The organism is Pseudomonas sp. SIMBA_068, from assembly GCF_046534705.1.
GTDB classification, from domain to species: Bacteria; Pseudomonadota; Gammaproteobacteria; order Pseudomonadales; family Pseudomonadaceae; genus Aquipseudomonas; species Aquipseudomonas putida.
This window is the reverse complement of record NZ_JAWRYI010000007.1, coordinates 140,016-162,122: the sequence shown is the minus strand read 5'-3', so window position 1 is coordinate 162,122 and position 22,107 is coordinate 140,016. Positions and strand designations below refer to the sequence as shown.

22 protein-coding genes and 1 pseudogene are annotated in these 22,107 nt (G+C 61.8%); 8 read left to right on the top strand and 15 right to left on the bottom strand.

The features are described 5' to 3' along the window. Window positions 1-23 precede the first annotated feature (23 nt). From SB756_RS17520 to SB756_RS17510, 3 genes are all read right to left on the bottom strand, one after another. Window positions 24-998 carry a FecR family protein gene (locus tag SB756_RS17520; protein WP_410911242.1) on the bottom strand — a complete coding sequence of 325 codons (975 nt, stop codon included), beginning with the start codon at window positions 996-998 and terminating at the stop codon, window positions 24-26. Continuing rightward, window positions 995-1,501: a sigma-70 family RNA polymerase sigma factor gene (locus SB756_RS17515; protein WP_016500433.1), complete on the bottom strand. Its 507-nt coding sequence runs from the start codon at window positions 1,499-1,501 to the stop codon at window positions 995-997. Before SB756_RS17515 ends, SB756_RS17520 begins: the two co-directional genes overlap by 4 nt. A gap of 121 nt (window positions 1,502-1,622) precedes the next feature. Further along, window positions 1,623-2,219, bottom strand: coding sequence for an NAD(P)H-dependent oxidoreductase (locus SB756_RS17510; RefSeq protein ID WP_410911241.1), 597 nt, complete (start codon window positions 2,217-2,219; stop codon window positions 1,623-1,625). A 91-nt stretch (window positions 2,220-2,310) separates the two neighbouring features. Between SB756_RS17510 and SB756_RS17505 the strand changes: the two genes are divergently transcribed. Next, window positions 2,311-2,910 carry a TetR/AcrR family transcriptional regulator gene (locus SB756_RS17505; RefSeq protein ID WP_410911240.1) on the top strand — a complete coding sequence of 200 codons (600 nt, stop codon included), beginning with the start codon at window positions 2,311-2,313 and terminating at the stop codon, window positions 2,908-2,910. Between the two features lie 33 nt (window positions 2,911-2,943). On the opposite strand, the gene SB756_RS17500 is transcribed toward SB756_RS17505, so the two are convergent. Then, window positions 2,944-3,849, bottom strand: a complete 906-nt coding sequence (locus SB756_RS17500) for an AraC family transcriptional regulator (RefSeq protein WP_049275529.1) — start codon at window positions 3,847-3,849, stop codon at window positions 2,944-2,946. 181 nt (window positions 3,850-4,030) lie between these two features. Between SB756_RS17500 and calA the strand changes: the two genes are divergently transcribed. Continuing rightward, on the top strand, window positions 4,031-5,083 hold the full coding sequence (calA, locus tag SB756_RS17495) for a vanillin reductase (protein ID WP_341798228.1): 1,053 nt from the start codon (window positions 4,031-4,033) through the stop codon (window positions 5,081-5,083). Between the two features lie 80 nt (window positions 5,084-5,163). On the opposite strand, the gene SB756_RS17490 is transcribed toward calA, so the two are convergent. After that, a complete protein-coding gene (locus SB756_RS17490) occupies window positions 5,164-6,480 on the bottom strand; it encodes a hypothetical protein (protein WP_410911239.1) in 1,317 nt (438 codons plus the stop codon). 204 nt (window positions 6,481-6,684) lie between these two features. Between SB756_RS17490 and SB756_RS17485 the strand changes: the two genes are divergently transcribed. Beyond that, complete coding sequence (locus SB756_RS17485) at window positions 6,685-7,884, top strand: sugar transporter (protein WP_410911238.1); 1,200 nt, start codon at window positions 6,685-6,687, stop codon at window positions 7,882-7,884. Window positions 7,885-7,930: 46 nt separating this feature from the next. Here SB756_RS17485 and SB756_RS17480 read toward each other — a convergent pair whose 3' ends face one another. From SB756_RS17480 to SB756_RS17470, 3 genes are read right to left on the bottom strand one after another with little or no spacing between them, the layout of a single operon-like run. Beyond that, window positions 7,931-8,515, bottom strand: coding sequence for a LysE family translocator (locus tag SB756_RS17480; protein WP_410911237.1), 585 nt, complete (start codon window positions 8,513-8,515; stop codon window positions 7,931-7,933). A gap of 50 nt (window positions 8,516-8,565) precedes the next feature. Continuing rightward, window positions 8,566-9,396 (bottom strand): AraC family ligand binding domain-containing protein, encoded by an 831-nt coding sequence (locus SB756_RS17475; protein ID WP_410911236.1) that lies wholly within the window; start codon window positions 9,394-9,396, stop codon window positions 8,566-8,568. 48 nt (window positions 9,397-9,444) lie between these two features. Then, window positions 9,445-10,368: a LysR family transcriptional regulator gene (locus tag SB756_RS17470; RefSeq protein WP_016486010.1), complete on the bottom strand. Its 924-nt coding sequence runs from the start codon at window positions 10,366-10,368 to the stop codon at window positions 9,445-9,447. A 104-nt stretch (window positions 10,369-10,472) separates the two neighbouring features. Here SB756_RS17470 and nfsB point away from each other — a divergent pair, with 104 nt between their 5' ends. Then, on the top strand, window positions 10,473-11,126 hold the full coding sequence (gene nfsB / locus SB756_RS17465; RefSeq protein WP_410911235.1) for an oxygen-insensitive NAD(P)H nitroreductase: 654 nt from the start codon (window positions 10,473-10,475) through the stop codon (window positions 11,124-11,126). 52 nt (window positions 11,127-11,178) lie between these two features. Here the strand turns inward: nfsB and SB756_RS17460 are convergent, their stop codons facing one another. Both SB756_RS17460 and SB756_RS17455 read right to left on the bottom strand, forming a co-directional pair. Further along, complete coding sequence (locus SB756_RS17460; RefSeq protein ID WP_410911234.1) at window positions 11,179-12,114, bottom strand: cyclase family protein; 936 nt, start codon at window positions 12,112-12,114, stop codon at window positions 11,179-11,181. Window positions 12,115-12,210: 96 nt separating this feature from the next. After that, window positions 12,211-12,753: a WYL domain-containing protein gene (locus SB756_RS17455; RefSeq protein ID WP_341798236.1), complete on the bottom strand. Its 543-nt coding sequence runs from the start codon at window positions 12,751-12,753 to the stop codon at window positions 12,211-12,213. Window positions 12,754-12,986: 233 nt separating this feature from the next. On the opposite strand from SB756_RS17455, the gene SB756_RS17450 reads away from it, so the two are divergent. Then, window positions 12,987-13,232, top strand: coding sequence for a type II toxin-antitoxin system Phd/YefM family antitoxin (locus SB756_RS17450; protein WP_341798237.1), 246 nt, complete (start codon window positions 12,987-12,989; stop codon window positions 13,230-13,232). Window positions 13,233-13,274: 42 nt separating this feature from the next. Here the strand turns inward: SB756_RS17450 and SB756_RS17445 are convergent, their stop codons facing one another. Continuing rightward, complete coding sequence (locus tag SB756_RS17445) at window positions 13,275-14,183, bottom strand: LysR family transcriptional regulator (protein ID WP_341798238.1); 909 nt, start codon at window positions 14,181-14,183, stop codon at window positions 13,275-13,277. 270 nt (window positions 14,184-14,453) lie between these two features. Between SB756_RS17445 and SB756_RS17440 the strand changes: the two genes are divergently transcribed. Next, a complete protein-coding gene (locus SB756_RS17440; RefSeq protein ID WP_049275511.1) occupies window positions 14,454-15,758 on the top strand; it encodes an MFS transporter in 1,305 nt (434 codons plus the stop codon). A 31-nt stretch (window positions 15,759-15,789) separates the two neighbouring features. Then, entirely contained in the window at window positions 15,790-17,031 is a 1,242-nt protein-coding gene (locus SB756_RS17435; protein ID WP_410911233.1) for a Zn-dependent hydrolase, read from the top strand. A gap of 132 nt (window positions 17,032-17,163) precedes the next feature. On the opposite strand, the gene SB756_RS17430 is transcribed toward SB756_RS17435, so the two are convergent. From SB756_RS17430 to SB756_RS17420, 3 genes are read right to left on the bottom strand one after another with little or no spacing between them, the layout of a single operon-like run. Then, window positions 17,164-17,439, bottom strand: coding sequence for a hypothetical protein (locus SB756_RS17430; RefSeq protein WP_063427003.1), 276 nt, complete (start codon window positions 17,437-17,439; stop codon window positions 17,164-17,166). Next, complete coding sequence (locus SB756_RS17425) at window positions 17,436-18,797, bottom strand: S-type pyocin domain-containing protein (RefSeq protein WP_410911232.1); 1,362 nt, start codon at window positions 18,795-18,797, stop codon at window positions 17,436-17,438. Before SB756_RS17425 ends, SB756_RS17430 begins: the two co-directional genes overlap by 4 nt. Then, entirely contained in the window at window positions 18,758-19,171 is a 414-nt protein-coding gene (locus tag SB756_RS17420; protein ID WP_410911231.1) for a hypothetical protein, read from the bottom strand. Before SB756_RS17420 ends, SB756_RS17425 begins: the two co-directional genes overlap by 40 nt. A gap of 311 nt (window positions 19,172-19,482) precedes the next feature. Between SB756_RS17420 and SB756_RS17415 the strand changes: the two are divergent. After that, window positions 19,483-20,325, top strand: a pseudogene (locus tag SB756_RS17415) (IS5 family transposase). Between the two features lie 131 nt (window positions 20,326-20,456). Here the strand turns inward: SB756_RS17415 and SB756_RS17410 are convergent. Beyond that, window positions 20,457-21,881, bottom strand: a complete 1,425-nt coding sequence (locus tag SB756_RS17410) for a PLP-dependent aminotransferase family protein (protein ID WP_341798242.1) — start codon at window positions 21,879-21,881, stop codon at window positions 20,457-20,459. Window positions 21,882-22,107: the final 226 nt, after the last annotated feature.

The window sequence follows — 22,107 nt, the reverse complement described above, 5'->3', positions numbered from 1 at the left end:
AATGATTTTGATAAATATTTTTATCAAGCGGGTTTCAGGTCGATCAACATCAGCCACGGGCCATAGCGCTCCACGCTGATTGGCAGGGCCTCGGCCAACGCCTTGAACGCCTGCTGTGGCTGGTCCAGAGGAAATACGCCCTGCACCCGCAGGTCGCGTGCCGCGGGGGCGAGCCGGATGTAGCCGCGCTGGTAGGGGCGCAGCGCGTCGATCACCCCATGCAGTGGCGCGTCGAGGACTTCCAGGCGGCCCTCCAGCCATGCAGCGCGTTGCTGTTGCTCGCCTGTCAGCCGCTCGATGGTGTTGTTCCGTAGCAGGGCAGCCTGCCCTTGCTGCAGCTCCGCCCACTGCCCATCGGCGAGACTGGCGCGGACGCTGTGCTGCAGCACCACGACCCGTGTGGCGTCCTGCTCCTGGCTGACCAGAAACCGCGTCCCCAACGCCTGCACTTGCCCTTGCGCGGTGCGCACGCGCAAGGGGCGCAGCGGATCGCGCGCAACCTGGATCAGCAACTCGCCGTGACGCAGCACCAGAAGCCGCTGCCCGGCATCGAACTGCACGTCGACCGCACTGGCACTGTTCAGGCTCAGGCGGCTGCCGTCTGCCAAGGTAAAACTGCGCCGCTCGCCACTGCCCGTGTGCAAATCGGCCAGCCAGCCTTGGGTGGTGTCGCTACGCCATCCACCCCACAGCGCCGCGCCGAACAGCCCCAGACTGGCCATGGCGCCAAGTATGTCACGCCGTGAGCGAGTAGGCTGCATCAGCAATCGGCGTGCCTCTGCTGCTTGGCCAGGGGCACGTTGATCCAGGGCGAGCAGCGCGGCGAACGGATGGCCAAGGCGTTGCTCCAGGCGGTTCCAGGCTTGTTGGTGAGCGGGGTCTTGCTGCAGCCACAACCTGACTCGTTGCAGCAGCGCCGGGTCAGGCGTAGCGGCCCTGAGCTCGACCATCCAGTCGATGGCTTGCTCGCTGACCCGGTCCAGGGCAGGTCTGCTCATGCCTGCACCTCGCACAGGTAACATTGGCGCAGCGCCTGTTTCATGTAGCGGCTGACAGAGCGTTCGCTGATCTGCAGCTTTGCCGCGATGTCGGCGTAGTGCATGCCGTCGAGCTGGCTGTAGAGGAAGGTGGCTTTGACGACTGCCGGCAAGCCGTCCAGTGCCTCATCGATGCTCACCAGGGCCTCGATCAGCAGCAGTTGCTCCTCGGCCGATGGCGCTACGGCCTCAGGCAACCGCGCCAGGTGTTCCAGGTAGGCCTGCTCGAGCTGGCGACGGCGATGGCGGTCGAAGATCAGCCGACGGGCGATGACTGTGAGGTAGGCGCGAGGCTGCTGAATGCTGTCCGGGTCGACCCGTGCGCCGAGCATCTGGCAGAACGTTTCGGCGGCTGTGTCCTCTGCGTCGGCGTGGTTGCGCAGGCGTTTCTGGATGTGCTGGAGCAACCAGCGATGGTGGTCGCTGAAGAAAAAGCCCAGTTTACGGGTCGATGTGCTGTCCAACGCCTGGCTTCCGGTTGTTAGTGTGAATCGTTCTCAATGGTAGCCGGGTCGTCTGATTCCCTGCAATGGGCCGGTTACAGAACCGAGGTGCCGCTACTTGAATAGCGGCACTGCGCACAGTTCAGGCTGCGGCCTGGCAATCTGCAAACAGTTTTTGGCCCAAAGCGTGTGCGTGGTGCAAGTGGGGAAGCTGGTCAGGCCCTTCGCTGTCATCCAACAATGTGGAACTGAGTACTTCGGCGCCGCAATAGTCGAAGATGCCGTGCCCAATCTGCACGCGCATCGCCTCGCCATAGCCGTGCCGTTCGAAGGTGCCTGTATCGGCACCCGCGACGCCGATCAGGTGAACCTTCATGCCGCGCAGTTTCTTGATCGTGGTGCCTTCGTCATAGTCGAACGCCCAGCCGTTGCTGAATACCCGCTCGACCCAGCCCTTGAGCAAAGCCGGCAGTGACCACCAGTAGACCGGGTAGACCAGCACGAGGGCATCGGCGCGCTCGATGCGGGCCTGCTCCTTGAGTACATCGGCCGGCGGAGCTGCCTGCCGGCGGTGCACGGCATGGTCCGCAAGACCGAAGCGGGGGTCGAAACCCTCGCTGGCCAGGTCGGTGATCTCGCTGCTGTGGCCTTCGCTGGCCAGGCCGTCGGCAACCTGCCGGGCCAGCGCGTGGGTGAGGGATTGCGGGTCATGGTGACCTACGACGATCAGAGCGTGCATGGTGGCTCTCCATTCAACGATGCAGGGTAGCCTGAAGCGTTATATACTCCAGGTAAGTTACGTTTAGTAAGTTACTTTTGGTAGGTTATCAATGTCAAGCGATGATCAAGCACGTTCGCGCAAGCGCCTGAGCCGCGACGACCGACGCAGGCAGTTGCTGGATATGGCCTGGCAATTGGTGCGGGAGGAGGGTACCGATGCCTTGAGCCTGGGCCGCCTGGCTGAACAGGCGGGGGTGACCAAGCCGGTGGTCTATGACCATTTCGAGACCCGCAACGGGCTGCTGGTGGCGCTGTACCAGGAATACGATGCGCGACAGTCGCAGATGCTGTCGCAAGCCTTGGCCAGCTGTGAAGCCAGCCTGGCCAGCCGCGCCCGGGTGATTGCCGAGGCCTACGTGGACTGCGTGATGAGCCAGGGCCGGGAGATACCCGGGGTGTCGGCGGCGCTGGCCGGGTCGCCGGAAATGGAGGCGCTGAAGCGGGCGTACGAGCAGCCGTTCCTGGACAAGTGCCGCGAAGCCTTGGCCGGGTTCTCGCCCAGCGGCAATGTAGGGGTTGCCGGCATGCGCCTGCTGGTGGGGGCAGCGGATGCGCTGTCCCAGGCGGCTGCAGCGGGAGAGCTGGAAGCCGGGCAGGCCAAGGCTGAGCTCAAGGCCGCCATTATCGCCATGGTCGAACGGCAAACATGAAGCGCATGCGACCATTGTGGGAGCATGGCTTCGCTACACAGGCAAGCTCTGATAGGGCTGTTCATCCCCCGGGCTGCGCTCGAACTGGCGCTTGTACTCGCGGCTGAACTGCGAGGTGCTCTGGTAACCCACCCGGTGCGCGGCCTGCGCCACCCCCAGGCCTTCGCCGATCAGCATCTGCTGCGCCTTGAGCAGCCGCAAGCGCTTGAGGTACTGCATCGGTGCCATGTCGGTGCAGCGCTTGAAGTGTTCATGGAAGGTCGAAACGCTCATGTTGGCCCGCGCGGCCAGTGCCTCCACGCTCAGCGGCTCGGCGTAGTGCTGGCGCAGGTGGGCGAGGGCGGCGCCGATGCGCGCGAAGTGCCCCTGTTGCTCCACCAGTGCTCGCAAAACACCGGCCTGCGGGCCGCGCAGCGCGGTATACAGCACCTCGCGTACGCGCGCCGGGCCCAGTACCTTGGCGTCAAGCGGGTCCTGCAGGCAGTGCAGCAGCCGTTCCACACTTTCGCGCATTGGCGCATCCAGTGCTGCGGAGGTCATCGATTGCGGTGTTTGCGCCTGTACTGCAGCGTCCGGCACCAGGCCCATGCTCTGCACCAGTTCACCTAGCACGCCACGGTCGATGTCCACCGCCACGCCCAGCAATGGCGCGTCAGGGGTGGCGAAGGTTTCGCACATGAACGGCACCGACAACGCCTGCACCAGGTAATGCCCGGCGCCGTACTCCAGGGTGCGCGGCCCCAGGCGCGCCAGCTTGCTGCCCTGGGCCAGGATCATCAGGCTGGGTTCATAGATCTGCGGGCTGCTGGCCACATAGTGGTCCCAGCTCAGCACCTGCACCTGGGGCAGGTGCGTGGGCACAAAGCCTGGCCGCGTGGCGAGGCTGCGGATCAGTGCGCAAAGCGGCGCATTGGCGTCGACGTGACGGGTCAGTTGCATGGTGAACCAAGTGCAGAGAATCAGACAGCTTGATCATCGCAGATTGAAGGCGTGGCGCCAGGTGTTGGATGACACCTTCGGAGAATCAGGCATGCATGCCGGAGAATCAGCCGTGGGCGCGGCGAAGTTGGGCGCGCAGAATGTGCCGACTGAATCGTTTCACTTTACTGCGAGGCCCTGTATGTATACCGCCATCGGTTACGCCGCCCAAACTCCGACCAGCCCGCTGGCCCCCATGACCTTCGAGCGCCGCAGCCCGCGCCCGGATGACGTCGCCATCGAGATCCTGTACTGCGGCGTGTGCCACTCCGACATCCACCAGGCACGCAACGAATGGGGCATTGCCGTGTACCCGCTGATGCCTGGCCACGAGATCATCGGCCGTGTCACGGCAGTGGGCGCCAAGGTCACCGCGCACAAGGTCGGTGACCTGGTTGGCGTCGGCTGCATGGTCGACGCCTGCCGCCACTGTGAAGCCTGCGCCAAGGACCTGGAGCAATATTGCCTTGAAGGCCCGACCATGACCTACGCCACCCCGGATCGGGTCGACGGCAGCAACACCATGGGCGGTTACTCCAGCAGCATCGTGGTCAGCGAGCACTTCGTGCTGCGCATCCCGGCCGGCATGGACCTGCCCAGCGCCGCCCCTATCCTGTGCGCCGGCATTACCACCTATTCGCCGCTCAAGCACCACGGCGTGGGCCCGGGCCACAAGGTCGGCATCCTCGGCATGGGCGGCCTCGGCCACATGGGCATCAAGCTGGCCAAGGCCCTGGGCGCGGAAGTGACCCTGTTCACTCGCTCCCAGGCAAAGGCCGAGGAAGCCCGCCGCCAGGGCGCCGACCATGTGATCGTGTCCACCGATGCCGAGCAGATGCGCGCCGCTGCTGGCCGTTTCGATTTCCTGCTCGACACCATTCCGGTGCAGCACGACCTCAACCCCTACCTGGAAACGCTGACGTTCGATGGTGTGCACATCCTGGTCGGCCTGATCGAACCGATCGACCCGCCAGTGCATGCGGCCAACCTGGTGCTGAAGCGCCGGGTGCTGGCGGGGTCGTTGATCGGTGGCATCGCCGAGACCCAGGAAGTGCTGGACTTCTGCGCCGAGCACGACATCCGTTGCGATATCGAGATGCTGGATATCCGTAACATCAACCAGGCGTATGAGCGGATGATCGCAGGTGATGTGAAGTACCGGTTCGTGATCGACATGGCCACGTTGCAGGGCTGATTGATCGGCTGCCAGTACTGGCCTCATCGCGGGCAAGCCCGCGAAGGGGCCAGTACTGGCTGCAAAAAATCCTGGTTCTGTTACCAGCCCAATGCCTTGTCCCACCCCCGCCAGAACAACCACCGCCGCACCTCGCCATGTGCCCCGGTGCCGATCTGCCATTCAGGCCGCCCGCTATCCAGCGCAATCACCGACACCACCCCCGCGTGGCTAGCCGCCACCAGCGTTTGCCCGTCGGCGCTGATATCCATCGCACTGATGGTGGAGCCCAGGTAATGCTGCCAGTGCTCCGTACCGTCCTCGCCAAACGCCCGCAGGTAGCCATAGGCATCACCCACAATGTACTCGCCCTCGCGCGCCACCCCGGCGTATACCCGTGCGCCATCCTGCAGCAGTGGGGTACGTGGGTCCTGGCTGTAGTAGTCGGTCTCCAGCCCCGGCAAATCGGCGACGTTTACCCCCAGCGTGGCGCCGCTGTAGAAATGACAGGCATTGAGGGCCAGATGGTTACCGGTGCGGTTGAACAACGCAAAGTGCGGGTACTCGCTGCCAGGGCCGATGTCCGCCAGCGGCCTGAGTTGCGCGTCCAGTACCAGGTGCCGGCTGCCTTGCTCACCCACCACGATCAGCCGGCCATCCGCCGACACCGCGCCATGCTCCATGCTCAGCCCCAGGCTGATGTCGTCCGGGTCGGTGCCTTCGGCCAGCTCATCGAGCACGCGTGCCTGCTGCGGCAGCAGGCGAGTCGCACCCTGGGTGGACAGCACGAAGATACCTTCGGCACTCACCAGCAGCACGCGCTGGCCATCCGGGAAGGGGATCAGCGCGGTCGGGGTGGGCGGCAGGTCGAACGGCTCGAACGGGTAACCTGGCGGCAACCCCTCCAGCCCCGTGGGCCAGGCCAGGCGCTGAACGTGTGGGCCGCCCCAGCCATCGGTCACAGGCACGCCTTCGGCGTTGGCCAGGGCGAAGTAGCGACGGGCCGGGCAGCGGCCAAAGTGTTCGATACCGATGACCGGGGTTACCCCTTGGTGGCCGATACGCACCACCTGGCCCTTGTCGTACGGCATGCCGATGCGTGCCAGCAGGCTGCCATCCTCCAGCAGCAGGACATTGCTGATGCCTTGGCCGTGGTCTTCGAGCAACGGTACCAGAGGGTGGTGCGCAGGTGGCCAGGCCTCACGGAAGGCTCGACGCTGTTGTTCGTTGGCGCCAGGGTGATTGGCTGCCTGCAGGGCTGCCAGCCAGGCGTCCAGCAGGTGCCCGGTGGCGGGCGCCTGTGGCTCTTCAAGATTGTCCCAGCCTTGCGCACGGCCCTGCGCGACGTAGTCGTTGACGGCCTGGGCATAGGCAATGACTGCCTGCTGCCACTGCTGCTGGGGGTGCTGCTTGTCCATGAGCGGATCTGGCTCCTTGTTGCACGCGCGTTTCACACAAAGCGCGCATGGTACTCCTTCTGCCTGCCTTGCGGTTGTGAGGCCCCGGGTTGACGCGTACCATGCCGTGCATTCCTATCAATAACAGCGCGTACGTCGGCCCCCTGCAAGCGGGTGGCTGGCGTGCGAACTGTTGCCTTGTCTGCGGAGAAGCGTTTTCCACCCATGAACGGACCCATACCCACCCACACGCCGCCCACGGCGGGCAGCGGCAGTTGGCTGAGCGTCATTGCCCTGGCCCTGGCGGCCTTCATCTTCAACACCACCGAGTTTGTCCCGGTGGCGCTGCTCAGCGACATTGGCCGCAGCTTCGACATGAGCACCGCCCAGGTGGGGCTGATGCTGACCATCTATGCCTGGGTGGTGGCGCTGGCCTCGCTGCCGATGATGCTGCTGACCCGCAATATCGAACGGCGGCGCCTGCTGTTGTTCGTGTTCCTGGTGTTCATCGTCAGCCACGTGCTGTCGTGGCTGTCGCAGAGCTTTGCCATGTTGCTGGTCAGCCGTATCGGCATTGCGCTGTCGCATGCGGTGTTCTGGGCCATTACCGCCTCGCTGGCAGTGCGCGTGGCGCCACCTGGCCAGCAGGCCAAGGCGCTGGGCCTGCTGGCTACCGGCACCACCCTGGCAATGGTTTTGGGCATTCCGCTGGGGCGCGTGGTGGGTGAGGCGTTGGGTTGGCGCGTGACATTCCTCAGCATTGCCGGGGTCGCGCTGGCCACCATGCTGTGCCTGATGAAGTCGCTGCCGCTGCTGCCCAGCCAGAACTCGGGCTCGTTGCGCAGCCTGCCAATCCTGTTCAAGCGCCCGGCGCTGGTGATCACCTACCTGCTGGTGACGCTGGTGATAACCGCTCAGTTCACCGCCTATAGCTACATTGAACCTTTTGCACTGCACGTGGCGCAGATTGGCGGTGAGCGCACCACGCTGTTGTTGTTGCTGTTTGGCGGTGCCGGGGTATTCGGCTCGCTGCTGTTCAGCCGCTACAGCGACCGTTTCCCGCATGGTTTCCTGGTCGGCTCGATCGGCTTGCTCGCCGCGTGCCTGTTGCTGATGTTGCCGCTGTCGGGCAACTTCTATGCGTTTGCGGTGCTGAGCATGTTCTGGGGTGTGGCGATCCTCAGCTTCAGCCTGTCGCTGCAGTCCAAGACGTTGAAGCTGGCATCCGATGCCACCGATGTGGCCATGGCGCTGTTCTCGGGTATCTACAACATCGGGATTGGTGGCGGTGCACTGCTGGGCAGTATCGTCAGCAGCCAGATGGACGTGGCCGATATCGGCCTGGTGGGCGGTAGCGTGGCGTTGGTCGGGCTGGTACTGGCTGTTGCCAGCACGCGGCGCTTCCGCGAGGCGCTGACACACTGACCCAAGGCCGCTCCCCCCGTAGACGTGTGGGACACCTGCTTGGCGTTCAAGCCAGTACGGCAGCCCAGGCAGAAATCAACAGCACCGCCGCCAACACCTGGTTGAACAGCTGCAACCGGCGCGGTGCCTGCAACCAGCGGGCGCTGCCCACCCCCAGCACTGCCCACGCTGCCATGCACGGCAGGGCTATGAGTAAAAACACCAGTGCCAACTGCCACACCGGCAACGAAGGCGCGGCAAACACCCCGACCACCGCCACGGCCATCAACCATACCTTGGGGTTCACCACCTGCAACGCTGCGGCGCTCAAAGCACTGAACCCTTGCGCCGTGGCCGCTTGCAGCGGTGCGGCGGTACTGCGCAGCATCTTCCACGCCAGCCAGCTTAGCCACAACACTCCCGCCCAACTCATCACCTGTTGGGCCAAGGGGTGACGCAGCAGCAGTTCACCCAGCCCCAGACCCACCATCAACACGATCGCCGCCGCTGCGCCACAGGCCGCCACGATTGGCGCCAGGCTCGCGCGCAAACCCGCGCGCGCGCCATGGGCCAGGATCAACAGGTTGGTCGGCCCCGGGCTGATGCTGGACACCAGGGCGAACAGAATGAAGGGCAACAACGACTGCGACATGGTTCATGGCTCCGGAAATTCGAAGCACCATGCTCGCTGCCCGCAGGCGATCAGTCTGGAAGGTTTGAGCAGCGCCTGCGGTAGTCGGCAGGGGTCAGCCGGTAGGCCCGACGGAACCAGCGCCCCAGGTGGCTCTGGTCGGCGAAGCCCAAGGCTACGGCCACTTCGGCAGGCGTCTGGCCCAGGGCGAGCAGGCGCCGCGCCCGGGCCAGGCGCAGCTGGATCAGGTAGGCATGCGGTGCAATGCCGAATGCGGCCTTGAATGCACGGGTAAGGCGAAAGCGGTCGATGCCGCAGGCCTGGGCCAGGTCTTCCAGGCCGATGTCGCGCTCCAGGTTGGCGTGCAGGAAATCCCGTGCGCGCTGGGCGGTCAGCGGCAGGCGTGGGTCGGGGTTGATGCGTCGGCGCCAGTGCATGTGGCGGGTCAGGCAGGCAAGCAGGTCGTCCATGGCCGTTTGCCGGACGATGCGCAAGTCCTGGTCGTGCACGGACTGGAAGGCGAGGGCGGTGGCCCGGGCGAGGTGTTCGTCGTGGCACAGAGTGTCGGCGAAGCTGGGCAGGCTGTCGCCCGGTGCGTGCTCGAACAGCGCCCGCAGCTGTTGGTCGAGCCAATCGGGCGCCAGGTACAGCGTCGAATAGGTAAAGCCTTCTTCGGTGGGCGCCAGGCCATCGTGTATGTCGCCAGGTTCGAGCAAGAAAACTTGCCCCGGCGTGCTGCGGTGGCGCACCCGGCGGCAATTGAACTGCTGCACGCCCTGTTCGGTCACGCCGACCAGGAAGCTGTCGTGCCAGTGCGGGTCGTAGGCATGCCCGACAAAATGCGCACGGACCGACTCGATGCCGCTATCGGCGTCTTGCTTGAGGTCGATCCAGTTGCTCATGAACGTGTGCCGTTGGCTTAAATGGCTACCTTAGCGCAACCCCTCGGCTCAGTCTGGAACGATTGTGCAGCCGTTGGTCAGTGCCCGATCACGCAGGGCCTCGAAGCGCTCGCGCAGCCACAGGTGCAATTGCGAAACCGCAGGTGTGAGCTGCTTGCGATGCGGGCATACCAAGGTGACCGGGGTAGGTTCGCCGAGCAGTTCGGGCAGGACGATTTCCAGTTCACCGGCCGCAATGTTGGCGCTGACATCCAGCCACGACTTGTAGACGATGCCTTCGCCTTGAATGGCCAGGCGACGGATGACGTCGGCATCGTCACTGACCAGCGGCCCGCGCACCTGCACGGTACGGTTGCCCAGCTGCCACTTGTCGTATACCCGGTTGTGCTGCATGTACAGCAGGCAGGCATGTTGCTGAAGGGCGTCGGGGCTGAGCGGGCGGCCGTGGCGGGCCAGGTAGTCGGGCGATGCGACCAGCACTCTGCGGTTCCAGTCGGCCAATGGCAGAGCGATGTAGTTGGCATCCTGGTTCAGGCCATAGCGGATGGCCACATCCACCGGGTCGCGGTTGAGGTCGGCAATCTGGTCGGACAGGAAGAAGCGCAGTTGCAATGCCGGGTGCTCGCGGCGGAAGGCGCTGAGCCAGGGCAGCAACATGTTGCGGCCCATGTCGGAAGGTGCCGACACCTGCAGGGTGCCGCGCAGGGTATTGGGGTTGCCATGCAGGTCTTCATGGCCCTGGCGCAAGCTCTCCAGCACATTCAGCGCGGTGGGCAGGTAGCGCTCGCCCTCGGCGGTCAGGCGCAGGCTGCGAGTGGTGCGGGCGAACAGGCGTACATCCAGGTCGCGCTCCAGGCGCTTGATTGCTGCGGCCACCTGGCCCGGCAGCAGGCCGGCTTCATGGGCGGCGGCAGTGAAGCTGCCCAGCACGCTGCTGCGGGCAAACAGTTCGAGGTCGGCAATGCGCAGCATTTTCACTCCAGGGATGAAAGTGTTGCTGCATTGTGCCGGTTTTTCTTTTCTGCGGGAAAGATAAGATACGCGACAAATCCACTGTTCATTCACGGAGTCGTTGCATGGATACCGTCTCGCTGGCCAAGCGCCGCTACACCACCAAAGCCTACGATGCCTCGCGCCGCATTCCCCAGGCCACTGTCGATGCCCTGCTCGAACAATTGCGCCACAGCCCGTCTTCGGTCAACTCTCAGCCTTGGTACTTCATTGTCGCCGATACGGCCGAAGGCAAGGCCCGCCTGGCAAAAAGCACGACTGAGGGTTACGCCTACAACACGCCGAAGCTGCTCGATGCCTCGCACGTGATCGTGTTCTGCACCCGCACAGAAATGACCGAAGCGCACCTGAATGCGGTGCTTGATCAAGAGGCTGCCGATGGCCGTTTCCGTGACGAACAGGCGCGTGCCGGGCAGAACCAGAGCCGCCGTCACTACGTGAACCTGCATCGCTACGACCATAAAGACGCGCAGCACTGGATGGAAAAGCAGACTTACCTGGCGTTGGGCACGGCCTTGTTGGGGGCCGCGGCACATGGTCTGGATGCAACGCCGATCGAAGGCTTCGACAGCAAGATCCTCGATGCCGAGCTGGGCTTGCGTGAGCGTGGCTTTACCAGCGTGGTGATCCTCAGCCTGGGTTATCGCAGTGAATCGGACTTCAACGCCGGGCTGAACAAGTCACGGTTGCCGGCTTCGCAAGTGTTCACCTTCCTCTGAGATTGCCGGGGCCGCAAGCGGCCCCAATTTCGAAAGCCAGCCAGTCCGGCGATCAGTGAATGGCCACCGGGTTGATGTTCACCTGGGTCGAGCCCTTGTACAGCGGCTGCCCCAGCACGAACAGGAACTCGAACGCCTTGTCTTGCACCAGCGCGCGCGTGTCGATCAGTTCCAGGTTGTAGATACCCCGTTTGGCCAGCATGAACTGGTTGACCGGGAACTCTTCGCCGCTCGGGTTTGGGTACACCTCGGAAGCCCAGGTATCGCCACCAAAGGCGACGATGCCCTGGTCCGCCAGCCATTCGGCCGCCGGCAGGTCGATGCCTGGCTCGGTGGCGAGGAATTGCTGGTTGTCCTTGCCGATCAGCTCCAGCCAACCGGTATTGAACAGCACCACATCACCCTTGCGCAGGGTAATGCCTTGTTTCTTCAGCACGGCCTTGATGTCAGCGACGGTAAACGCAGTGCCGCCCGGGACGATGGCCTTGCCATAGTAGGCCGTCATGTCCAGCACCACACCACGAGTAACCATGGGCGGTACTTTCTCCACGCCCAGCTTGGTCACGCCTTCGACGGTGACGAAGTCGGCCGCCTTGTTGCCGTTGTAGTAGACGTTGTCGATGCCGATATGGCCGATGCCGTTGAGCTGGGTACCGACGCCGGTCCAGCCGTTGACCAGTTCATCGTTGAAGCTGAACTTGTTGCGGCCCAGGGTCTGGCCCGCCTGTTCGCCGGGCTGGATGTTGTAAAGGTGGAAGCTGCGGTGGCGGAATGCCGGCAAGTTCTTGCTCACGGGCACGGCCAGAGGGTAGGTCTTGCCGGTCTTGACCAGGCCGACAGCCTGCTTGACCACGTCCGGGGTGAGCAGGTTGGCCGCGCCGATTTCATCCTGTTTGCCGTAGGGCGAGGTCTGCCAGTCGGCGGCCAAAGTGGCCTGGGCAGTGGTCGCCAGGGCGACGGCCAGTAGCAAGGGCTTGAAGCATGTCATCGAGTGCTCCTGAAAGATGCGTTGTCAGGAGCGAATTCTGCGCAGGGCAGGCTTGGGGAAAAAGCGGCCCGCGGGACAATGACTTTTGCCTGCCGGTCAATAACTACCCTCGTGCAGCGCCAGGCTCTGGCGCAACTGTTCGAGCATGGCCACGCGCAGTGCCTGCGGGGCCTGGATGCGGATAGAACCTGCTTGGGACAGCAGCCAGCCCATCAGCGCCCGGTTATCGTCAACAGTGGCCACCAGCGTGGCGCCACCGCTCGCTTGCGGCGTCAGTTGCATGTCTGCTGACAGGGGGGATTGCTCCAGGCGCATGGCCAGCGCGTCATCAACCCAGGCATGCAGTTCAACCTGGGCCGGGGGCGTAAGCATGTCGGGTTGCAGCTGCTGCGCTTCGCCCAGGCTCAGGCCTGGTTGCCAGTACCAACCATACGGCATGCCTTTACTGTTGCACTGCAACGGGAACAACGCGGCGAGCTCGACCAGGTCGCGTTCGACGGTGCGTTTGCTGGTGGTATGGCCCACGATTGTCAGGGCGGCCTGCAACTGGGTAGAACTCATCCCGGGGTGGCGGCCGGGCAGCAACTTGAGCAGCTGCCACTGGCGGGCAATGGTGTGGCGGGTAGGGTGGCTGGGCAAAGGCTTCGTCCTTGAAGGCAGGCGTCAAACCTGCCTGGATAGTGGCGTATAGCTATTGCGCAGCATACCCTCTCATAGAATGGGATCCAAGTTTTCCCCGAATGCCTACAGTTGAATTCAGATAGCGAGGCTGTCGACCACGCCGCCGTCGACCCGCAGGGCTGAACCAAGAACGTAGGCTTGTTTACGTCCTATATATGGACCAAAATCTGGTCTTGATTCGAGGCGGAATAATGCAAAAAATCTTTGCAAGTGTGACCGTAAGCGTATCGGAACTGAAAAAGAACCCATCTGCTGTAATGGCCGGGGCCGCTGGCATGCCTGTTGCCGTGCTTAACCACAATCGTGTGATGGGTTACATGGTTCCGGCCAAACTGTACGAATCCATGATGAAGCGCCTGGAAGATCTCGAATTGAGTGAATTGGCCAAGACCAGGCTGGGTGAAAAAGGCGTACCGGTGTCTCTGGATGACCTATAAGCAAGCGCGAGCGCGCGAGGTCTATGGAGCCGCTCAGAAGCGCTAGGTTATGACACGCTGCAACGCCTCGATAAACACCTCTTCCGCCCGGCTGAACCGCTGTTCCCTGTTCCACAACAGGTGAATATCCACATCGGCAATCCCTTCCTGCGGCGGCAGCTTCCACAGCAACCCCGCTTCGACATCCGGTGCCACCACATGCTCCGGCAGGCAGCCGATGCCAAACCCGGCTATCACCAGCCGGCGTACCTCCTCAAGGCTTGGCGATGAGGCCACGATCCGCCCGGCAAACCCTTGCAGGTCACGGAAAATGGTCAGCGGCGACAACATGCCGCCAATCTGGTCGCTGGTGAAACTGACGAAATTCTCCCGTTGCAAGTCGCCTTCGGCCTGGCCGAACAGGGCATGGTGCTTGCCACAGAAAAACGCATAGCGCTGGCGCAGGAACAGCCGTTGCTCCAACCGTGGCTGTGCACGCCGGGTGAGGCTAAGGCCCGCCGTGGCGGTTTTTTCCTGCAGGGCGGCGACGATGTCGGAGCTGCGCATCACGTCGATTTCCAGTTCCACTCGCGGGCGCTGGCGGTGGAAGTCGGCGAGGAAGTTGTCGAAGCGTTCGCTGACGATGCGGCTGATCATCAGCAGGCGCACTTTGCCCACCACTTCGTCTGCCGGTTGCTCCAGCAATCCGCCGATCTGCGACATTTGCCCATACACCTCGCCGGCCAGCTGGAACAGCTGCTCGCCCATTTCTGTCAGCACGAAGCGCGGCCCACGGCGGGCAATGAGCTGGCGGCCGAGCTGCTCTTCAAGGCGCTTGAGCGCCTGGCTTACCGCCGGTTGAGTGAGGTGCAGGCGGGCGGCGGCGCGGCTGATGGACAGCTCCTGGCCGATGACCCGGAAGGTGCGCAGCAGGTTCCAGTCGAGGCGGTCGTTGAGCAGGCGGTCAGACATGGCGGGGACTCGATGATAAGCGTGGCTAATAGTTCGAATAATAAATAGAAAATTGACTAATCATAGCCCCGGGCCGATAAATCGCATGCATTGAAGCCTGGTGCGTCGGCGGCGGCTTCTTCGCGGGCTTGCCCCCTCCCACAGGTACTGCACTGTCGCAGACAGGGTGCGACCCCGCGAAGAAGCCAGCACCGAACCAGCAGGCCAAGCGCCATGAGAGCGCCACTGTGACCAGCAACTCCTGCCAGAACAACAAGCAAAGGAGCCCCCATGAACCCTACCGCTTCCGCCCAGCCGCGCCGTGCAGCCGCCGCCGCGTTCATCGGTACCATGATCGAGTGGTACGACTTCTACATCTACGCCACCGCCGCCGCCCTGGTGTTCGGTGCCTTGTTCTTCCCCTCTGACGACAGCCTGTTCAGCACCATGGCCGCGTTCGGCACCTTCGCCGTGGGCTTCTTCGCCCGGCCGCTGGGCGGCATCGTCTTCGGCCACGTGGGCGACCGAATCGGTCGCAAGAAGTCGCTGGTCATCACCCTGCTGATGATGGGTATCGTTACCGTGTGCATCGGCCTGCTGCCGACTTACGCGCAGATCGGCGCCACTGCGCCGGTGCTGTTGATCCTGCTGCGCATCGTTCAGGGCATTGCCGTGGGCGGCGAGTGGGGCGGGGCGGTATTGATGGCGGGTGAGCATGCGCCCAAGGGCCGGCGCAATTTTTTCGCCTCGTTCGCCCAGCTGGGCAGCCCGGCTGGCCTGATTCTGTCGCTGCTGGCCTTTGGCGCGGTTACCCGCCTGCCTGAAGACGAGCTGATGAGCTGGGGCTGGCGCGTGCCGTTCCTGGCCAGCGCGTTGTTGTTGCTGGTGGGCCTGGCGATTCGCCTGGGGGTGAATGAGTCGCCCGAGTTCATCGCCAGCCGCGAGCAGGCGCAAAAGGCCCGGCGCAAGGAGCAGGCGCCAGTGTTTGAAGTGCTGCGCACCGCCTGGCGCCCGCTGTTGCTGTGCATCGGCGCCAACACCCTGGGCATTGCCGGGGTCTATTTCACCAACACTTTCATGATCAGCTACACCACCCAGCAGTTGCACCTGGAGCGCTCGTTGATCCTTGAATGCCTGTTCTTTGTGGCGATCATCCAGCTCTGTGTGCAGCCGCTGGCAGCGTGGCTGTCGGAAAAGGTCGGCGCGACGCGCTTCCTGGCGCTGGTCGCGCTGCTGGCGATGGCCTCGCCCTACCCGATGTTCGTGCTGGTCAGCTCGGGCCAGGGCCCGTTGATCGTGTTAGGCATCGCACTGGCCGCAGCCTGCATGGCCTCCTTCTATGCGGTGATTGCCGGCTATGTCAGCGGCATGTTCGCAACCCGCGTGCGCTACACCGCCATTTCCCTGGCCTATCAGATCTGCGGCGCGATTGCTGGCGGCCTGACCCCGCTGATTGGCACCTGGCTGGCCCATACCTTCAGCGGCCAATGGTGGCCGATGGCAGCCTTCTACACCCTGATCGCCACCATTTCGCTGGTTTGCGTGCTCGCCTTGGCGCGCCAGTACGCCCGTAGCCAGCGCCTGGAACTGGCCTGATCGAACCCCAATTATCCTGGAGTACCCGCATATGTTGAAAAGCAATGGCGAACGCCTGTGGGCGAGCCTGATGGCCATGGCCGAAGTCGGCGCCACCGCCCGCGGCGGCAGCTGCCGACTGGCCCTCAGCGACGAGGACAAAGCCGGCCGTGAACTGTTCAGCCACTGGTGCCGCGAAGCGGGCCTTAGCCTGTCGGTAGATGCCATCGGCAACCTGTTCGCCCGCCGTGCCGGCAGTGATCCGCATGCCGCCCCGGTCATGATGGGCAGCCACCTCGACACCCAGCCCGAAGGGGGCCGTTTCGATGGCGTCTATGGCGTGCTGGCCGGCCTGGAGGTGGTGCGCCGCCTGAACGACCTGGACATCCACACCCGCAAGCCGCTGGAAATTGCCGTCTGGACCAACGAGGAGGGTGCGCGCTTCACCCCGGCCATGTTCGGCTCGGCGGTGTTCACCGGCAGCCTCCCACTGGCCGAGGCGCTGGCCATCCGCGATGCCGATGGCATCAGCGTCGCCGACGAACTGCACCGCACCGGGTACGCCGGCCAACGCCCGCTGGGCGGCGAGGTGGATGCCTATTTCGAGGCGCATATTGAACAAGGTCCGATCCTTGAAGACAACGCCAAGGCCATTGGCGTGGTCAGTGGTGGCCAGGCCATCCGCTGGCTGGACGTGACGGTAGAGGGCATGGCAGCACACGCCGGCACCACGCCGATGCCGCTGCGCAAGGATGCGCTGTATGGCACCGCGCGGATGATCCAGTCGGTCGAACAACTCGCAGCAGACTTTGCCCCCGAAGGCCTGACCACCGTAGGTGAGCTGTCTATTGCCAAGTCCTCGCGCAACACCATTCCCGGCCTGCTGCAGTTCACGGTCGACCTGCGCCACCCCCGCGACGACGCCATCGAAGCCATGGAGCGCGAGCTGACCCTGAAGCTGCAAGCCATCGCCAGCCAGCGCGGCCTGCAGGTCCGTATCGAGCGCCACTGGGTGAGCCCGGCGACCCCGTTCGATGCCGACTGCGTGGCTGCCGTGCAGCAAGCGGTGGACGGCCTTGGTTATGCGCAGCAATCGATTGTCAGCGGGGCGGGTCACGATGCCATCCTGTTGGCGCGATACTGCCCGACGGCGATGGTGTTCATCCCCTGCGTCGGTGGACTGAGCCACAACGAGGCTGAGGACGTGCTGCCTGATGATGCCCGACAGGGCGCTGATGTACTGCTGAACGCTGTGCTGGCACGGGCGGGGTGTCTCAAACAGGGAGATGACTGATGTGTGCAGCTTTAGGGGCGGCAGCTGTGGTGTAGCTGCCGCCCCTGAACTGCGGTTTTCGAGTTTTTGGTAGGGGCAATGAGCAAATGTATTTGTGAATAAGTCCGCAACGCTAGAATTCGACTTAGGCTGTCAACTTTGATTAAAAGTGTACTTATTCTCGAGCATGAATTTTGGTGCACTCCATTTTGGACCTTTCACATATCCGCCGGCTTTTTGTTCAATCAAGCCGTCGCTCGTCATTTTTCTGGTCAGTTCGATGAGGGCCATGCAGTCACCTAGGTGAATCCAATTGTTCTGGGTATAAAGCCTGTCTATGTGCGGGTGGGATATGCCAGTACCTCTGGTGAGAAATAAAATCACATCCGTAGGGGATTCGTTTTTAACTACGTCGTGGATCGTGTTCATGGATTTTCCCGCTCAAGTTGGATTGCATCTGCTTCTAGAGCTTCCGTTGTATACAATAGCGCGGCATCTGATCCAAGCTGATAGTCTTCTAAAGTGGCCGCGTGAGTATTGTTCCAAGCCTCGCCACGATCAGTTGGTAAAATTTTATCAGCAATGCCAAGGGCGCGGAAGCGCTCAAGCTCCCTTATTTCATGTGTGAAAAATCGCTTGTCGATGTCGGTTGTTTGTAGGGTGCCCTGTAGGATTTTCTCAAGTCTATCGATCATGACTTTGTTTGCATCCGAAGGTAGAAAGCGACTCACGTGTAGTTTGACTAACTCGACGCCGTCTGCTGTGATCCGGGCCTCTCTCCAATCCAGTCGTTCGATTGCTCCCCCGGCTTTTTCCGAGTTATAGGGACGTCCGCTGTAAATCCCTATGGTTGTAGCGCCGGGATAGGGTGAATTGAAAACTACGTACAGTGGCGGTAGGCCAGACTCTGGCGGGAAGCAGTAGATGCAGTCTTTGTAATTTGGTGGCTCATGGGCAGGGAGTGGTGTCGCTTCTGTCCATGCTCGTCTGAGATTAACACCTTCATAGGGATCAGAGGGTATCGGGATACTGGGGGTTGTAGTTGATGATCCACTTTCGGTGTGAATGGGAAAACTAAGCCTGATTGGGAAGTCACTCGATGGGATCGATGTGTAGCTATTGCTTTCTTTGTCCATTATCAGAGGGCGTACGGGTACCTCTTTTTCCGCATGGGTAGCATTTGCTTTATCCGTAAGTGTATACGTGTCGAGATTGGCATGAATCCGGAACGGGGATTCGAAAGTCCCATGTTTAAGCGCGATGTCATGAATGTTGTCAGGTAGCTCAGGAATGAGTAGTTCAGCAGGCATGCTCAGGGCTGATTCATGGTACAAATCTGCGTTGCCTAGTTCTGCTGAATAAAAAAATACCCCAATACCCAGTCTGAAAACTGGGGTGGCAGTAAGGCCAAGCCTTTTGAGGGTCTGTATTCCGCCCAGGAGGGCGCTTTGCAGGCTTTCGGTTGTTGATAGTGGGGTTAGTGTTGAGCTCAGTTGAATTGTGGTGTTAAGGCTTAAGGTGATGGATTTGCTGCTGGTGTCTCTGGAATGGTTTTCTCGTAATGTTTTTATTGCTTCAGGGTGGAACTCTTCGAATTCATTTCGGATTTTCTCAAGGCAGCGTCTTAGCACTATTTCAATTTGCGCGGCGGTAGCGGCACTCATTAAATAATACAGTTCTTCCTCAAGCCAATAGAAATTCTGTCCGTCCTCGACTAATTCGTTTGCAATGTTTTCAACATTCAGGGCTATGTCATCGATGCTTGTGGTATAGAGGTGTGTTGCCATATATCTATTGAGCGAGTGAGGTATTTTTTTGTCGATTCATTATAAAGAAAGAGGAGGAATTTCTTTTTGGCATAGTCATGGTTTGTCAGGTCTGGGTGTAAATGCTTTATGCTTAAATAGTTTTTGGTTAAATACGTTTCCAGTCCAGGGGTGTCGGCTGGGCGGGTGGCCTCGATTTCCTTTATTAGATTCATTGCAATGCGTGCTGCGTTGATACGAAGCGCTTCTGTCGATAGCGAGGCTATGTTGGGCGGTACTATAGGAAGTGTGCATGGGCTGTCCCATGAAAGGATATTTTCTAAGTCATAGCTGAAAGGTTCGGCTGAGTATATTTTTTGCAGTTCAGCGCTCGTTAACGTTTTTCGAGAGGTCACGTCTATTTCCAGTGAGGCGGATTTGAGACGGGAAGTATTGGAGAGCTTGTAGTAGAGGCTGCAGATGGAATTGATTCAGGGCTGCCGGGCGCGTTAGAGCCTGTAGCTACGAGGCGCAGGTACAGGAAAGTGACTGGGGCAAGAGCGGGTTTGAACTGTGTGATCAACAAAATTAAGAAGAAGTGTTATGCCAGAGCGCCAAGTGCCAGGGATACTTAGGCTCTGTACGAAATCCCGAGAAACCAAATCGTCGCTCCTCTAGCGCTGAGATTTTGTAGAGTCACGCGCCATTAACGGAAAGGAATTCTGTGATGGTAAGGCGCTACGAACTCACGGACGAGGCCTGGGATGTGGTCTCCGATCTCTTCATCGAAACCCATGGCCGAGGCCGGCCCCGACTGAGCGACCGGCTGATGCTCGATGGCGTGCTGTGGGTGCTCTGCTCAGGTGCTGCATGGCGAGATATGCCAGAGCGCTTCGGCCCATGGTCAACGGTGTATCAACGGTTTCGGGGCTGGCGAAACCAAGACTTTCGAGCAGATGCTCAAACGTCTGCACCTGCGACTGAATGAGCAGGGCTTGATCGATCTGCAAACCTGGATGATCGACTCAACCGCAGTACGCGCAACCCGAGCCTCATCTGGCGCCGGGAAAAAAGGGGGCCTGACGAGCCTGCCGATCATGCTCTAGGCCGCAGTCGCGGTGGTCTGACAACCAAAATCCACATGCTCTGCGACGCCAACGGAACACCGCTGCGCTTTCTCCTCTCCGGCGGTCAAGCCAGTGACATCAGCTACGCACAACCACTATTGGACAAGGTCAGCATTGCATCGAGCCAACGTGGCCGCCCGCGCAAGCGCTGCAAATGGCTGCTCGCCGACAAGGGCTACGACGCCGAAGCGCTACGCCGCTACTGCGACCAATATCGAATGCAACCCGTCATCCAGCTGCGCTCGATGAAGCGCAAGCCCAAGCCTGGCTTACCAAGACTGTTTGACCGGCCAAAATACCGACAGCGCAACATCATCGAGCGCATGTTCAGCTGGCTGAAAGAGAACCGCCGGATCGTGACCCGCTTCGACAAGCTCGCGAAAAGTTATGCCGCCATGGTCTCACTGGCTTGCTCCATGCGGTGTTTGCGGTACAGAGCCTAGGGGCGAGAGGAGCAAGCGTGAAGAGGGTGATGGAGCTTATAAGTGCATGCCACGACGTCTTCAGGGTCTGTGAGATCGAGCGCCGCGCGGGCGGCGCTCGATCTCACAGACCCTGAAAATGTCGTGGCGAACTACATCCCACCCCGTCGCACATGCTTGACGAACACCTTCTCCAGCAACTCCCACATCGCCGGGTCCGTGCTGAACGCCACATTGAAGCGCATCCACCCGGTCGCTTTGGCATCGACCATGAACAACTGCCCAGGCCCAAGCATGATGCCTTTCTCCAGCGCATCATCCAGCAACGCAGCGCTGTCCGGAATCGCCGGGTGGCGGGTCCAGATGTACATGCCTTCATCCGATTCGGTGAACAGCTCGAAGCCCAATCGATGCAGATGCCGGCCAACTTCCTGATGCGCTTCGGCCAGCCGCTGGCGCAGGCGCTTGAGGTGCTTGCGCCAGCGGCCGTCGATGATCGCGGCGTACACCACACGCTCCATCACCTGCGAGGTGGTCAGGCCTGAGCGCATTTTCAGGTGCAGCAGTTTCTGCATCAGCTCCGGGTTGGCCAGCATGTAGCCGACCCGCACATTGGGCGAGATGCTCTTGGAGTAGCTGCCCACGTACACCACCTGCTGCAGGTGGTCGAGGCTGGCCAGGCATGGCTGCGGCTCAGCGACCATGTCGGCGTACAGGTTGTTCTCCACCAGGCGGAAGCCGTGCTGGCTGGCCAGCTGCAGCAGGCGATGCAACTGCGGCAGCGGTGTGCGTGAGCAGGTGGGGCTGTGCAGGTGCGGCTGGGTGAAGAACGCCGTCGGGCGGTGGTGGGTGAGCAACTGTTCCAGCTGGTTCAGGTCGTAGCCGGCCGGGGTGCGTGGCACGCCGACCAGCGTCGCACCCTGGGTACGCAGGATGCTCATCAGGTTGGGGTAGCCGGGGTCGTCCACCAGCACCACATCGCCTGGGCGCACCAGGGTGCGTGCGGCCAGATCCAGGGCCTGGCTGGCGCCGTGGGTGAGCATCAGCTGCGCCGGGTTGGCGACGATGGAAAGCTCTTGCTGCAGATTCTGCGCAGTCAGCGAACGCAGCTCCATCAGGCCCATGGGGTCGCCGTAGCCCGACAGTTCCAGCGGGCTACCCGCCACCTGGCGCAGCCCCCGACGCAGGCCTTCTTCGTACATCCAGTCGTTAGGCAGCCAGCCGCACCCCGGTTTGTAGGGCAACTGGCGGATCTCGAAGATCTGCTGCAGGTACCACTCGGAGTTGAACGTTGGTCGACTGGCGTCGGCCTCGGTATTGTGCCGTTCCAGTAGTTCGCCCGCCGCACGGTTGACGAAGAACCCCGCATTGCCACGGCTCACCAGCAGCCCCTGGGCGACCAGGCGATCATAGGCCTCGACCACGGTGAAAGTACTCACCGAATAGCTCGCGGCAAAGGCGCGGATAGACGGCACCTTGGCGCCCGGCTTCAGGGTCTGGTTGTCGATCAACTCGCGCAACCCGTCGATGATCTGGTTGACCAGCGGGGTGGAGGAGTCTGGATGTAATTCGAACATTCGGGGCCTTCAGGGTGCGTATCGCCTGGCGTCTGCAGGGTGTACTGCAAGGGCGACCTGTACAGTGCAGTGCGAGATTCATGCCACTGTGCATGGCTCTCTGCGTCGGACATTTTTACATTAGGTGTCGGATATCGCCACATAAAGCATGTTCAGTTCGCTCCAGGCAGTCGTCCTGGGGCGCGTCAGCAGGCCGCCATGGAGGGCCTGCGTGTGTTCGTTCACA